Origin of the sequence: uncultured Candidatus Puniceispirillum sp., assembly GCF_963979125.1 — a bacterium.
Taxonomy (GTDB): Bacteria; Pseudomonadota; Alphaproteobacteria; order Puniceispirillales; family Puniceispirillaceae; genus Puniceispirillum.
The window spans coordinates 1-14882 of record NZ_CAXBVX010000009.1; the positions used below are offsets into that span (position 1 = coordinate 1).

Consider the following 14882-nt stretch of genomic DNA (forward strand, 5'->3'; position numbering starts at 1 on the left):
TCTTCATCACGGTTTGAAATAGTTCCCGATCCAATAATAGCACCAGCGCGCAAATTCCGTGACTTGGCCGCATGGGCAATCAATTCGGCAAAGGAAAACGTCATGTCGGTACCGGCATCTGCGCGCCCAAGCGGCACATCATTCAGGTCAACTTCCATGATCCGGTTCAGTTTATTATCAACCCAAGCTGCATCAAGTTCATCAGGGGTTACGGCAACAGGTGAAAAGGTGGTTGCTGGCTTTGACTGAAAAAACCCGAACCCCTTTGCCAGCTCACCTTTGATAAGGTGGCGTAAAGACACATCATTGACCAGCATGATAAGTTTGATATGCGCGCCAGCATTGGCAACGGATACAGCCATAGGCACGTCATCGGTAATGATTGCGACTTCGGCTTCCATATCTATGCCCCATGCCTCGTCAGGAATAACAATGGGGGCAAGCGGTGGGGTAAAATCATCCGAACCGCCTTGATACATCAAGGGATCAGTCCAAAAGCTTTCTGGCACTTCGGCACCGCGCGCTTTGCGCACAAGCTGAACATGATTGACATAGGCCGAGCCATCCGCCCATTGATAGGCACGCGGCAAAGGGGAATGGGCAGCTGCAGGATTAAAATCATGACAGGCGACCGATCCAGATTGCACCGCGCTAAAAAGGGTTTCCAGCAAAGGCGCGCATCTATCCCATTCATCAAGTGCCGCCTGCATGGTCGGTGCAATGTCGGTAGCATGACAATAGCGGGTCAAATCACGCGAAACGACGATTAGGCTTCCGTCGCGGGTTCCATCATTCAGGCTGGCAAGTTTCATTATCTATCTCATATCTTGGTTGGGGTTACTTTTTACCGGTAAATTTTTTCTCTAGCCCTTGCCAGCAATCAATATAATCATCCTGCAAAGTTGATGTTTCGGCAGCAAAGCGCGTCACATGCTGGGGAAATCGGCTTTCAAACATAAAGGCCATCGTATCAGTCATCTTTACGGGCTTCAGCGCGCTTGTGGATGCTTTTTCAAAGGCGTCCAAATCTGGACCATGCGGTAGCATCATATTATGCAGACTGACGCCGCCGGGAATAAACCCTTCCTGCTTGGCATCATATGTTCCTTTAATAAGCCCCATAAATTCAGACATAATATTGCGGTGATACCAAGGTGGCCGAAATGTATCTTCGGCAACAGACCAGCGTTCAGGAAAAATGACAAAATCGATATTTGCTGTACCTGCGGTTTCGGATGGTGCGGTTAAGACAGTAAAGATCGACGGATCAGGATGATCAAAGCTGAGGGCACCGACAGGCGAAAAAGTCGATAAATCGTAACAATAAGGTACATAGTTGCCATGCCATGCCACCACATCAAGCGGGCTGTGCCCTAGTGATGTTTTGTGAAAACCACCACACCATTTCACAATAAGCTCATGTGGTTCATCACTATCGTCATAGGCCGCAACAGGTGTTTTGAAATCACGTGGATTGGCAAGGCAGTTTGCCCCGATAGGGCCACGATCTGGCAAGGTGAATTTTGCCCCGTAATTTTCGCAGACATAACCACGTGCTCCCCCATTTGATGTATTGCCGCATAGCTGGATTTTGACCATCATGCCGCGCGGCAAAACAGCAATATGCCCCGGGGTAATTGTCATCTGCCCAAGTTCGGTATGCAGGATCAGGCCGCCTAGCTGAGGCACAAATAGCATTTCGGCATCGGCGTTCAAAAATACGGATGCATCCATATCGTGATTGCATACATATATATGTGTTGCCATGCCTGAATGCTGAGTACAGTCACCGGTGCTGGTAATCGTTCGCATACCATCGATGAAATTGGTCTTCTCAACCGGAATATCAAAAGGATTCCAGCGATATTGCCCCAATGGCACATCATGCGTCTCGCCTGTGGGGGCGGTTTTCCAAAGCGGAAAGTCAGCTTTTGCAAAACGTCCCGAATGGCGCACCGATGGCCGGATCCGATACAACCATGACCGTTCGTTGGTTGCCCGTGGTGCTGTAAAAGGTGATCCGCTTAGCTGTTCGGCATATAGACCATAGGGGCATTGTTGTGGTGAATTGCGACCTTGGGGCAGTGCGCCTGGCAACGATTCACTTTCAAAATCATTACCAAAACCCGGCATCATTTTGTTGCTCATATACTTATTCCCTATTAGCGGATGCGCCCGGAAGATCTTTCTTAATATATAGCCATGCTACACTGCCCATCTGACTTTTAAAAGTCGGCGTTTGGCAAGATTATATATCTAGGGGCTGTTTCTGATTCGTGAAATCTGGTTTTGGACGTGCGCATATGTGGTTATAGGTGAGCTCATTTGCATTAAGAAACAATTAAATTTATTAGCAGTTAATATAAATTTAATAAAATCAGTCAAATAAAGGAGTTTTTTTAGCATAAATCGTAAATTATTTAGTTTGCATTTACGAAAAATTAGGCATCTGTCTCTTATTCTCATCCCTGACAATTTGATTATCCAAATCAATATCGGGGGCCAAAGATGCCAAAGTATAATATGCAAAAGTATAAGGTACAAGATAAGGTAATTCGACGTTCAGGTAATTCTTTTTCAAACGGGCATCTCAAGCTACCTTTATATGCCTATGCCAAACATACATTCATAGTTGCGGCATTATCCTGTCTGGTGCATGGCGGATCTGCGTGGGCGCAGACAGATGAAGCATCCACGCCAAAAGTCACTGGTGTATTAAGCGAGTCTGTCCGGCTGGCCTTATTCAATCATCCCGAAGTGTCCGAAGCCAACGCGCGTGTCTGTCAGGCGATCCACCGATTGGGTCTTGGCCGGGCTTTACGCCGACCGCAGGTTAATCTCACCGTATCGGGTGGCCAGCAGCTTTTTGACCGTATCCGTGAGGATAAGGGCAGACAGGTTCCCACGACAGTTAAATTTGGCAACCAAACTATCAGAAGTTCAAAAACGGTTTACGACCGAAGCGAAAAAGATCGGCTAGCGGGGGCAAAGCATCGCCAATATAAGCGCCATGAAAAAGAAGGCGTTTATGATGCCACCGTGTCGTTGCGTTATAATCTGATCGATTGGGGGTCGAGCAAAAGTGATATAGAAGCCAAAAGGCTACAGCATAAGGTCAGCCAGATTGATGCCAAGGGCACTTTATCCGAGCGTAGCTTTCAACTGCTGACCATATCAATCAGGCTGGCGATGTATGATGATTTGCTGGCCGAACATAAACTGGCGCAGGCGCAGGTTGCCAAACAGATCGCGTTGGTACAGGCACGGGTTGAGTCGGGGGTCGGACGACTTTCTGATTTACGTGCGGCCAAGCTGATTGGGCTTGATCTGGAAATCGCCGCTAGCCGCCTGCAATCGCAACGCGAACAGGTGATCGAGTCATTAGACATTGATCTTGGACTGTCGCCAAGTGATGCCAAGCATCTATTTACCACTTATAGGGAACGCCGCCCATTATCGCTGGCGACTATTGAAGCCACCCAAACCGAAAAGGCGCACGCGCTTCGTTTGCAGATTGAAGCGGTCGATTTTGAACAGCGTCAGATCAGAACATCAAAATATATGCGTATTGATGGGGTGCTGGACGCCACCGTATTCGATGTGCGCGATTACGAAGACGAATATGAGCTGGTCGGCAAACTGGAATTCAAAATGCCGCTTTATGATGGCGGCGCGGCGCGGGCGCGCCTGCGCGAGGCCACCTGGCGCCAAAGTGAAATCAAGGCCAGCCTTGATAAACTGCATCGGGGGCATAGCAATGAAACCAACCGTAACCTGTTGCGGTTTGAAGAGCTGGAAAAGGAAATAGGCGAGCAAACTGAGCGGCTTGCCGAGCTTGAAGCGCGCCTAAGTTCCCTGCAGGCGCGCCAAGGGCGCACGGTGACGTCACCATTGGAGGTGGCTGGTGTGATGGTCGAAATAAATCAGGTCAAAACAACTTTGATACAGGCACGAATGGAACAGGAAGGGGTGCGATCAAGTGCCTTGTTTATTGCTGAAAAACTTGACGATGTGTTGCTTATTAACCTTGGAGAAAACGGATGTTAAAGCCTATGGCGGTCGCTAGCGACCATTGGTTCTTTGGCCCAGTATTATCGTGTAAATCGGTATATGTGCAGGTCATTTTCGGTTCGGTGTTGATTAATGTTTTTGCACTTGCCTCATCACTTTACATCATGACGATCTATGATCGTGTGGTGCCAAATAACGCGATAGATTCCATGTGGTGGCTTACCGCCATTATTGTTGTTGTGATCTTTTTTGACCAGGCGATGAAAATCTTGCGCGGGGTTTTTGTCGATACCGCCAGCGCGCGCGTTGATAAGCAGGTTTCGACAGCCCTTTTTGACCGGATTTCACGCCATGATGCCAATCTGTCCCGTACGGCGACAGGATCACTGGCTGGCACTGTCCGTAATTTTGACATTCTGAAAGATGTGATTGGGTCGGCAAGTTTTACTGTTTTTGCCGATTTGCCTTTCATCTTTCTGTTTCTGGTTGTGCTATATCTTATTGGTGGTCCAGTTGCGGCAGTACCTGCGGTCATTGTTCCGATGGTCATCCTGTTTGCTTTTTTGTTACAGCCAATCATCCGGCGGATGACAGAGCATAGCCAGTCACAAGGAAAATCCAAACAGGCTGTTATGGTCGAAATGATTTCGACACTGGAAACAGTGAAAACGACGCAAGGCATTTCCATGCTTCGTAATCGCTGGTTGAATTCAGTTCTGCATCAAAGCAAGTCATCGACCAAGACCAAGATCACCAGCCAGCTTGCCGCGCAATTTGCCCAGTTTGGCCAGCAAGTCAGCCAGATAGGCATTGTGGTTTATGGTGTGTTTCTGATCGCGGATGGCAATCTGACGATGGGACAGCTTATCGCATGTGTCATTTTATCAGGCCGGACGATGGCTCCGTTAGGTCAGATAACAGGCTTGCTTGGTAAAATGAATTCGGCTTTTGCGGCTTATAAAAGTTTGGATGAGATTTTAGGCGGACAGTCCGAAGAAGACGCTGCGGCGGCTCAGGTGGAACGCAAAGTCATCAAAGGTGATATCAGTTTTAAGAATGTTAGCTTTACCTATGAAGACCAGCCTGAACCTGTGCTTACTGATATCAGCTTTGATATAAAAGCAGGTCAGCGTATGGCCATTGTTGGGCGCATTGGCTCGGGTAAAACAACCTTGCTTCGCCTTCTATGTGGCTTAAACCCTCCGGATCGTGGGGCTGTTCTTATCGATAATGCTGATATTCGCCAGATCAGGCCGGATGATGTACGTCGTAATATCGGCGTGGTGTTGCAAAACCCCATTCTGTTCTCTGGTTCGATCCGCGACAACATCCTGATGGGCAATCCCAGTGCCAGTGATGAAGATCTGATTGAGGCGTCGCGCCTTTCTGGTGCCGAAGCGTTTATCGGTATGTTGCCTGGTGGATTTGATTTTCCAATGTCCGAACGCGGTCGTGAATTATCGGTTGGCATGCGCCAGTCAGTGGCTATTGCCAGGGCGTTGATTGGCAAGCCAAATATTCTGCTTATGGATGAACCAACAGCGCCGCTGGATAGCGCTGCTGAACAGCAGATGGTTGAGCATCTGGATGCCGCCACCAAAGGCATAACTACGATTTTTGTAACCCATCGCGGTGCCATGTTGCAGCTTGCCGATACGGTATTGGCATTGGAAAAGGGTCGTATCGCGGCCTTTGGCCCAAAAGATGATGTTTTAGCAGCAAGTAATAAAGGGGCTTAGATATGCGTATTTTTTCCATGTTTTTCCAGATTATCTTCTGGCCGTTCAAAATGGTTTTCAAATTTCTGTCAAAGATTCTGAAAATACTGTTCCTGCCTTTTTCGGGTCTATATGACAAATGGTACGGGCCAATGCCCATGTCGATGACCATGGGCGGCCCACCAGTTGATCATTCCGCACCAGATATGAGTGATCCTGAACGTGGCCGGGTTAAAGGTCAGTTCCTTTATGTTCTGATTGCCATATTCACAACGGTTGCCGTGGTCTGGGCAATCTATGCCGAGGTCAATGAACAGGTACGCGCCGAGGGTATTATCGTCACCCCATCCGATGTCCAGCATGTGCAAAGTCGGTTACCTGGTTCACTGGTCAAAATCAATGTCCAATTGGGTGCCAAGGTTGAAAAAGGTGACGTGCTGTTTCGTTTAGAAGATGAGGATGTACTGGCTAATTTTCAGGATAATGAAATCAATTACCAAGCGGCCTACGCAACTGAAATACGGCTCAAGGCAGAAATTTCAGGGGCTGATATTCTGGTATTTCCAGATGACCTTATCGCATCTTCACCAGATGTGGTGGCCCAGGAATTACAGCATTTCCATAGTCGCAAAAACGCGATGCAAAGCCGCCTTGAGGTGCTTGCCAATGCGGTAGAAACACTGGAACGCACGATACTCGAAAAAGAAGCTGAAGCCCGGATCGCCACAAAACAGGCTGAGCTATATGCTGAGGAACTGGCACTTCTTGAACCGCTTGTCAAAGCAGGGCACGAGCCACAGGCGGTCTTGCTTGCGTCACGCACTAAATATCAGCAAGCAATCGGTACAATCGAGCTATCGACATTGAGCGCGAATGCACGGCGATCTGACCTTGCAGGCAAGAAGCGTGAGATGGAGTCGATCATATCAAACTTTAAGGCTGATGCGGCGGGTAAATTGGCTGAAACACAAATCAAGGCTATGCAATTTAAAGCGCGCCAAGATGCCCTCGAAGGTAAGGTGCGCCATGCAGATATTCGGGCACCATTATCGGGTACTGTATCGGCAGTCCATGTCAAAACGATAGGTGCTGTTGTGCAGGCTGGTACGGTGCTTGTTGATATTGTGCCATCCGAGTCAGGCTATTTAGTCAGGGCGCAGGTGCCACCACAGAATGTAGCGGCTGTCCAACCTGGCCAAATCGCACGTATCTCGCTGGCTGCCTATGATCCATCGCGCTATGGCGTGCTGATGGGTGTCGTGCAACGGGTTGCCAATAATACGACCCAGCCGGAAAATCAGATGCCTTTCTATGAGACGATGATCGAAATTCCGAAAATCGAACTTACGAAATCGCCAATCCGTCCAGAGATCACAGCTGGTATGCCGCTGACAGTTGATATTCTGGGCGATAAGCGGACAGTGATGAATTACATCATGACACCAATCCAGAAATCGTTGAAAACGGCATTCCGCGAAAAATAGATTCGTATCACACAGAGGCTGTCCGCTATGTGGGCGGCCTATTCCATTATGAAAAACCAACCATAGGAAATGATCACCGCAGGGACAGCAGAATAAAGAGTGGCTACGACGGCCACGCGTGGGGCAATCGCAATCGCGGGGAACAACGCATCACCATCATTGCTGATTGCATTTCCAATTTGTGCTGATAAGGGCACATATCCAGCTAGATACATCGTGGTCACCAGAACCTGAGGGCCACATCCGGGCAAGAAACCAATAAGGATAGCCACTAAAGGCGTAAATAATGCCCAGCCATCAAACAGGGCTTTCAGATCGACGCCAGTAAAATAGATGGTCAACTCGAAAAGCAAATAAGCACCAATCACCCACACGGTCACAAAATTTGTATCGGCAACTGTTCGGCGGAACATGCCACCGCTATTTGAAAAGCCGACATCACCTGGCATACCAAAATGTGGAGCGAGACGCATGGCTAGTGCCAGTGTACCACCCACAACGCCGATTAAGGTGGCTGGTTTTTGATGAAAAGATGATGCAAACATAGCATCAACATCAACTTGAAAGGCAACCAGACCTGCCAGAATAATGCCGGGAATCAAGATCAGATACCACATGCGGTCAAGCCAGCTACTGCTGGCATCACGGTTATGGGGTTCGTCAAATTCTCTAACTGAGCCATTTTGGCGCATAAAATCGGCACCATGCAGATAATTGACAATCCAGCCGCTGACACTACCAACACCAAACCCCATCATCATAATGGCAATGCCGGTAAGCGGTTCTTGCGCAATAAGCAAAAAGGCTGCATCACCCATGGTCGCTGTCAATACGGCAACAACGCTTCCAAAACTTAGTCGTCCGGTGACATATTGCGTGATGACAATGATAGCTCCGCCACAACCAGGCAAAGCACCAAGCCCGGCCGCAATCGGCACTTGCCAGATAGTCTTGCGACGTAATATTTCAGTGGCATCGATGTTTAATATTTTTTCAATGCCATAAAAAATCAAAAAGGTAGCCGCAACAAAGGTGCTGACCTGAAGATAGGCATCGGCAATCGCTGTGAAGATAATATCCGCTAACTCTGTCGTCCAAACCGACAGTGCGATAGCGGCAACAAAAACAGGAACACAAATCAGCAAAGTCTGTAACGCAAGCGAAAGCATATAAGGCTTAGCTGGTGTTATGGCAGGCGACATTAATGGTTCAGCTGACGTCTGATTTTGTTCCATCTCTGAAAGTTAGTATAGGCTAACTTTAAACACAAGGGCTAATGAGTGAAAGCGTATCATTATTTGGTTATCATTATGATAAATCCATATAGTTGTTTGTAATCATGCAGACATATTGCTTAATATGCAGAACGTAAAAAGGGCAGGCGAGATGACCGAAATACTGACAGCTTTAACGTTTGATAGCCCAGTCGTGTTGGTTGGCGGTGTTCCTGATCCTGTTGGTTTATCTGCCTTGCCATCCGGATGGCAAGTGATTGCCGCCGATAGTGGTGTGCATGCGGCGTTAAAGGCTGGACGTGAACCATTGGCGATTATTGGTGATATGGATTCGGTTGGTGATCTGGCGTCTTTATCGCCAGATATACAGCAGATAAAACTGTCCGGTCAGGATGATACAGATTTTGAAAAATGCCTGAATTTGATCACTGCCCCGCTGATTGTGGGGATTGGCTTTATTGGAAGTCGTTTTGATCATTCGCTTGGTGCGATGCATGCATTGGCGGCCACATCGAATCAATCGCAACTGCTTCTTGTTGGCGCAGAAGATATTATTCTGGCGGTTAGAGGTGATATTGCGCTTCGCCTATCTGTTGGCACGCGCTTATCGATTGTCCCGCTTGCTAAGCAAAGCTTTGTTTCATCACGCGGTCTTGCTTGGCCACTTGATGGCTTGCATATGCAATTTGGCCAAGCGATTGGTATCTCCAACCATGTTTCTGCTTCGGATATTACAATCACCGCAGGTGCTGGGGATGGCTATGCGGTGATTGTGCCGTTTGATTGCCTTGAAACCATTATTGACCAGCTAACCTGGGCCTAGGCTGCAAGCAGCCACACCGCGCCGAACAGACCAATTATGATAATCCCCGCATTCAAATTCTGCATCCGTCCAGCAATGATATGGATAGCGATATAGGACAGAAAACCAATCGCGATGCCCGCAGCGATGGAAAATGTCAAAGGCATGATCAGCGTGGTCAGCAAAACAGGTATGCCGACGACGGCATCGTCCCAATCAATATTACGAAGCGGTTGTAAAAACGCCGCCGCTACAAAAACCAATGCTGGCGCTGTTGCAAAGGCTGGAATTGAGGCGAAAAGGGGCTGCAAGAACAAGCAGAAAACAAACAAAACTGCGACAACCAATGCGGTAAGGCCAGTCCGTCCACCAGCTTTAATGCCTGTTGCGCTTTCCATATAGGTTGTCATGCTTGACGTTCCAACAAGGCTTCCAACAATGCTAGCACCTGTATCGGCAAGTACAGCACGATCCAAATTCTCGATGGACCCATCATCTTTTCGTTTTCCTGTAAGGTCAGCGATGGCCGTCAGGGTGCCGGTGGTATCGAAAAAATCGAGGAAGAACAGCACAAAAACAACTGACAGGAAACTAAACGTCGTCAGCACCGAAAAATCGAGCTGGAAAGCGGCACTGGCTGTAGGGATTGAGGTGGACACAATGCCACCAAATTCAGCAAGGCCGCTGACCCAGCCAATAATACTGAGTATCATAATGCTGATTAATATCGAACCGTTTATGCCGCGCGCTTGCAAACCTGCCATCAAAACAAGTCCAGCAAGTGCCAATAGCAATTCAGGCGCATGCACCGTGCCAAGGCGCACGATCGTATCAGGATCAGCCGCAACCAGCCCCATGCTTTGGAGTCCAATCATTGCCAGAAAAAGACCAATACCGGCAGTAATGCCAACCTGCATCGAGGTTGGAATAGCCCCAATCAACCAGCTTCTGGCTTTGCTAAGTGAGAACAGAAAAAATAGCAAAGATGCTACAAAAACAGCGGTGAGTGCCTGTTGCCAGGAAAATTGCTGACCAAGTACCAATCCATAGGCAAAATATGCGTTTAAGCCCATACCCGGAGCAACGGCAACAGGCCATTTTGCCCAAAATGCCATGATGGCAGTGCCAACTGTTGTGGCGATAATCGTAGCAACAAAGCCAGCTTCAAAAGGAATACCCGCATCGGCAAGAAACATTGGATTGACCGCAATGATAAACGACATTGTCAAAAAGGTACTCATACCAGCCAGAATTTCGGTGCGAATAGTCGTCGATGCTGCTTTCAAGCCAAATAATTTTTCGAGCATTTCTGTATGTCCTTGGATCAAATAAAGTAATTTCCTGTGACAGAAAATCTATAACAGGCAAGCTGTTTAGCTTGTTGAATAGCTATAAGCAACCGGCATTCCATATGAATTTGGTAATCGAAGAATGCAACAACGCAATTGTCCGTGCGTCAGTGGCTTGTTTTCTAATGGCATGACTCTATACTGGCGCCTTATCAAAGCCTTTAAGGAGATGAATATGACTGCGCCAGCTCACGTACATTCCGCCCATTTTACAACATTGGCAGCGGCTCTTTTAAATGACCGTTTCACGGATGATAAAACGCGTACATATCTCGCCAAGGCTGTGATGGTTATAATGGGTAGCTTGCTTATTGCTTCGGCTGCACAAGTTGCAGTTCCTATGTATCCGGTTCCGGTTACCGGTCAGACGCTTGCTATATTGTTGATTGGCATGACTTATGGTTCACGGATGGCTGGTTGTACAGTTGCTTTATATCTTTTTGAAGGTGCGTTGGGCTTGCCTGTGTTTGCCAATGGTGCTTCTGGTGCGCTGTATATGTTTGGACCTACAGGCGGTTATCTTGCAGGCTTTTTGATCGCTGCGGTTACGCTTGGATACATGGCTGAACGAGGCATGGGCCGCACAATGATTTCAACAGCAGCTATGATGCTGATTGGGACGACAGTTATTTACGTCTTTGGTGTGGCATGGCTCAGTATGATGATTGGTTTTGAAAAAGCCGTTATTCATGGTGTTATGCCGTTTCTTTATGGTGATGTGCTGAAAGCTGTTGTGGCTGCTGGCCTTATGCCGCTTGCTTGGAAAAGCATCAAAAAGCTTGGAACTGATACAGGCGATAATGGCTAGGCTACATTTATGACAGATATGACCTTATGAGCGCCATGATCTCGACAATCCTGTCGGTGCTTCTTTTGGTGGTGGTCGGACATTTAATAAAGATGCGGGCATTCGTGCCCGTTTCTTTTTGGGATGCTTTGTCCAAAATTTGTTACTGGATATTGTTTCCTGGTTTGTTATTCAATCTAACGTCAACGGCCAGTTTATCAGCCGAATTCATACTGCCTTTTTGTCTGACATTGCTCATTGCCGCCACAGTTATGGTTATCTACGGCTTTCTTGCAGGCCGTTTAATAGGCGCGAGTGGTCCAGCAACCTCGTCACTGATACAGGCTGGTTTACGCCATAACGGGTTTTTGATGCTAGCCTTTGTTCAAGGCGCTTTTGGTGTTGCCGCGCTTGAAATTGGTGCGATTGCGGTGGCAGTTTTGGTGCCAATATCCAATATTTTTGCTGTGATTATTATTTTTCTGCTTCGTGAAGGCGAACAGGATGCGCATCTTGGCCGGGCTATTATGGCTGAATTAGCGCGTAATCCACTCATGGGCGCGATTATTCTTGGCGGTATTGTCAATTTACTATCTATTCCGGTACCTGATTTCATCACTGGTGCGGCCAATATTCTTGGAAGTGCGGCTTTGCCGATGCTGTTATTATGCGTTGGTGCATCAATTCGTATTTCGGCATTGCGCGCGCATTCGGCCGCCTTGGTTCTAGCGGTGCTTGCCAAATTGCTGGTATTACCAGTGATTATGATGCTTGTGGGTCTTGCTCTTGGGCTTGATAAAGATGTCTTGCTGGTATTGGTGGTTTTGGCCGTTGCGCCAACAGCAACGTCATCATTCACGCTGGCACAGGAACTGGGCGGTGATGCGCCTTTGATGGCTGAAATTATAACTGTGCAGACGCTGGTTGCGGCGATTGGAATACCTATATGGGTATTGGCCATGACCCATATTTTATAGGTAATCTATGCCGCAATAGCCTTTATGGTGAACCAGAACGCAGACGCCTAGACCAAGCTTATACGGTCATTATCATTGGTGGCATCATTATAGGCTTGTTCACATTCAGAAAATGCTTCCATACCATCAACGGTATCAAGGATTTCAGCCTCACCACTAGCTTCAATAATACTGATCAATTTTTCTTCTGGTGACATATCGCCATGATGCAAAACTGTTACCGCAATGACGGCAGCAATATTGCTGGTAGTGACGCTGTCAGTGTCCTGATGAGGACGTTGAAAAGGAAGGATAGAACATTCCGTTCGAGGATCGCGGTCAGTCAGTTGCATGGCAAAGCTCCATTAGCGATAGCGGTCATTGAAGATATTTTGACGATAGCAGAAGCCCAGAGGCGTTTGGGACGCTTGTAATCAACACCTAGATGTAAATTAACATGCTTCATACTGCATTTAGTGTGTACCTATTATAAAAATAGTCAAAGCAAAAAATTAAAAATTCAATATTTTGGGCATATTTTTACAAAATAATGCAGAGGGTTGAACCGATAACCATTTTTCAAAATAAAAGCCGCCCACATGATCATGTGGACAGCTTCATGTTTTATTTTGGATTTGAAGTTTGTATTAACCACCAACCCTTTTAACAAATATCGTTCCAGCTGGCTTGTTATTCACATTTTTAACTGTGTTGGTTGCTTGGCTGAAAATAACTGTTTCAATGCCAAATGTGTCAACAACGCTAACGCGGGCACGAACCTGTCTGTCAACAAGGGCTTGTGACAAGCGCAACTGGCTAGCACCGCCAGTTTCGATCGCCCGCCAAGTACGGCCATCTTTGGATGATTCCCATCCAACAGTCATGCTTGCAATGCCATCTTCATCAGACACGCGCGCTGTATTCGCGGTTAAAACCTCTCCCTCAGACGCTTCACCAGCCAACAGAACTTCGCCTTGAACGGGATCATCAACATTGACGACAGTTTCTGATGGATTGGTGATCAATAGCTCACGGGTGCCGTGGCTATCAACATATGACACTACTGCACGATAGGAATAACCAACATGCGCCTGGGTAAGCTGAAGCACTTCGCCAACAGACTCAGGGAACGCCTGCCATTCGGTCTTTGTGCTTGAGCGCTGCCAGATGATGGCATAAATCCCGACACCGTCTTCATCGGCAATCAGGCTTACATCAACAACCAGCGCATCTTCTTCACGGGCATTCCCCGCCAACTGTGGTGAGCCAATAGGCTTGTCATTCACATTTTGGACTTTTGTTGAAGGAGGGCTGGTAAGTGTTTCCAGATTGCCCTGTCCATCAACATATGAGATTTGCACCCGCAAGCGTTGGCCAACATGGGCTTCGCGCGGTGTAAATGATTGATGAACAGCACCTGTCAAATTCATCCATGTCTCACCATCTTTCGAAATCTGCCACTGTACTTGCACGTTACCCATTCCATCATCATCCATGATGGCAGAGGCATCAACAATCAGCGGATCATCTTCAATGGCAACAAAAACAGCGCCATTTTCGGTCTCGTCGCCAGCTGCTGCTTCAGCGCTTTGCGTGGCTGTGGCGTCCGTTTCTGTGGATGTAGTATTTGAACCAGTCGCATTATTGGAACTTGACGACGCCGATGTATCATTTGCGGCTGAATTTGTGGACGTAGTGGCCGAGGCTTGGGTAGTGCCTGAACCTGCGCTTGTTGCATCAGCAGATTTTGTCACGGGCAAACCGCCAGCGATAGCGCTTTGCACGCCCAAAGCGAATACACCGACAACTAAAAAACTCATCATCTGTTGCATAAGTTTATGCTCCTTTACCTGTCACTTTCTTACACAATCTTTCAACGTGGATCAATGTTTTAACATGGTTCCATAAAGACAGGCAAAATGCCATTGTCTGTAACAAACTCTCTCAAAATCGCGCATAAGTCCATAATTTATATACGCTATGTGATATACACGTTGTTTTTATTGTATTTTTTGCAACTTTGTTCACATTTCAAAATGCAATTTGTACTGTCTATATAGTTATTACAGGATTTTCACCTATTTTTCAAAGTCAGCGATTGCTTTATTCGCCGCGCGAAAACATTCAAGCGCCTGTGGAACACCGCAATAAATTCCAATAACATGAATAATGGCACGAATTTCTTCTTTCGATACACCATTGCGCATGGCGCCACGACAATGAAGTTCCCATTCATGCATTTTTCCAAGTGCGCCGATCATGGCAAGATTCATCATTGATCGCGTTTTGGCATCAATGGCTTCGTCACCCCAGCCAAAGCCCCAGCACCATGCTGTCATGGCTTCCTGAAACGGTTTCATGAAATCATCAGCGTTTGCCATTACATTTTCTACATATTCAGCGCCCAGTGTTGCTTTGCGTTGTGCAAGGCCCTTTTCAAACATGTTGTTATCCATTTGACATCCTTTCGATTGACCTATGTGCATTAGAATGTGTGATAAAGTTCTAATTTTTTAGGTCTTTGTTAACAAATTACATCT

The 14882-nt window shown here is 47.3% G+C and carries 13 protein-coding genes; 6 read left to right on the forward strand and 7 right to left on the reverse strand.

Features of this window, described 5'->3' with window-relative positions; translation table 11 throughout:
• The coding region (locus tag ABNT28_RS02045) for a fumarylacetoacetate hydrolase family protein (protein ID WP_348720937.1) at positions 1-812 on the reverse strand (812 nt) is incomplete at its 3' end.
• A gap of 25 nt (positions 813-837) precedes the next feature.
• A complete protein-coding gene (gene hmgA / locus ABNT28_RS02050; RefSeq protein ID WP_332924723.1) occupies positions 838-2148 on the reverse strand; it encodes a homogentisate 1,2-dioxygenase in 1311 nt (436 codons plus the stop codon).
• 360 nt (positions 2149-2508) lie between these two features.
• Here hmgA and ABNT28_RS02055 point away from each other — a divergent pair, with 360 nt between their 5' ends.
• Genes ABNT28_RS02055 through ABNT28_RS02065 form a run of 3 tightly spaced genes read left to right on the forward strand, consistent with a single transcriptional unit; the run spans position 2509 to position 7213 of the window.
• Positions 2509-4047 carry a TolC family protein gene (locus tag ABNT28_RS02055; protein WP_348720938.1) on the forward strand — a complete coding sequence of 513 codons (1539 nt, stop codon included), beginning with the start codon at positions 2509-2511 and terminating at the stop codon, positions 4045-4047.
• The gene (locus ABNT28_RS02060; RefSeq protein WP_332924941.1) at positions 4041-5750 is read left to right on the forward strand and encodes an ATP-binding cassette domain-containing protein; all 1710 of its coding nucleotides are present in this window, start codon (positions 4041-4043) and stop codon (positions 5748-5750) included. Before ABNT28_RS02055 ends, ABNT28_RS02060 begins: the two co-directional genes overlap by 7 nt.
• A gap of 2 nt (positions 5751-5752) precedes the next feature.
• Positions 5753-7213 carry an HlyD family type I secretion periplasmic adaptor subunit gene (locus tag ABNT28_RS02065; protein WP_348720939.1) on the forward strand — a complete coding sequence of 487 codons (1461 nt, stop codon included), beginning with the start codon at positions 5753-5755 and terminating at the stop codon, positions 7211-7213.
• 38 nt (positions 7214-7251) lie between these two features.
• Here the strand turns inward: ABNT28_RS02065 and ABNT28_RS02070 are convergent, their stop codons facing one another.
• A complete protein-coding gene (locus ABNT28_RS02070) occupies positions 7252-8415 on the reverse strand; it encodes a putative manganese transporter (RefSeq protein WP_332924939.1) in 1164 nt (387 codons plus the stop codon).
• 184 nt (positions 8416-8599) lie between these two features.
• Between ABNT28_RS02070 and ABNT28_RS02075 the strand changes: the two genes are divergently transcribed.
• On the forward strand, positions 8600-9271 hold the full coding sequence (locus ABNT28_RS02075; RefSeq protein WP_332924938.1) for a thiamine diphosphokinase: 672 nt from the start codon (positions 8600-8602) through the stop codon (positions 9269-9271).
• Here the strand turns inward: ABNT28_RS02075 and ABNT28_RS02080 are convergent.
• On the reverse strand, positions 9268-10557 hold the full coding sequence (locus ABNT28_RS02080) for an NCS2 family permease (protein WP_332924937.1): 1290 nt from the start codon (positions 10555-10557) through the stop codon (positions 9268-9270). The two genes, ABNT28_RS02075 and ABNT28_RS02080, sit on opposite strands and share 4 nt — an antisense overlap.
• Positions 10558-10774: 217 nt before the next feature.
• Here ABNT28_RS02080 and ABNT28_RS02085 point away from each other — a divergent pair, with 217 nt between their 5' ends.
• Together ABNT28_RS02085 and ABNT28_RS02090 are read left to right on the forward strand one after the other, a co-directional pair.
• Entirely contained in the window at positions 10775-11407 is a 633-nt protein-coding gene (locus ABNT28_RS02085) for a biotin transporter BioY (protein ID WP_332924936.1), read from the forward strand.
• Positions 11408-11433: 26 nt separating this feature from the next.
• Positions 11434-12363: an AEC family transporter gene (locus tag ABNT28_RS02090; protein WP_348720940.1), complete on the forward strand. Its 930-nt coding sequence runs from the start codon at positions 11434-11436 to the stop codon at positions 12361-12363.
• A gap of 47 nt (positions 12364-12410) precedes the next feature.
• On the opposite strand, the gene ABNT28_RS02095 is transcribed toward ABNT28_RS02090, so the two are convergent.
• The 3 genes from ABNT28_RS02095 to ABNT28_RS02105 all read right to left on the reverse strand — a co-directional run bounded on the left by ABNT28_RS02095 (position 12411) and on the right by ABNT28_RS02105 (position 14798).
• Positions 12411-12695, reverse strand: a complete 285-nt coding sequence (locus ABNT28_RS02095) for a hypothetical protein (RefSeq protein ID WP_332924934.1) — start codon at positions 12693-12695, stop codon at positions 12411-12413.
• A gap of 294 nt (positions 12696-12989) precedes the next feature.
• Positions 12990-14174 (reverse strand): hypothetical protein, encoded by a 1185-nt coding sequence (locus ABNT28_RS02100; protein WP_332924933.1) that lies wholly within the window; start codon positions 14172-14174, stop codon positions 12990-12992.
• Between the two features lie 246 nt (positions 14175-14420).
• Entirely contained in the window at positions 14421-14798 is a 378-nt protein-coding gene (locus tag ABNT28_RS02105; RefSeq protein WP_332924932.1) for a carboxymuconolactone decarboxylase family protein, read from the reverse strand.
• Positions 14799-14882: the final 84 nt, after the last annotated feature.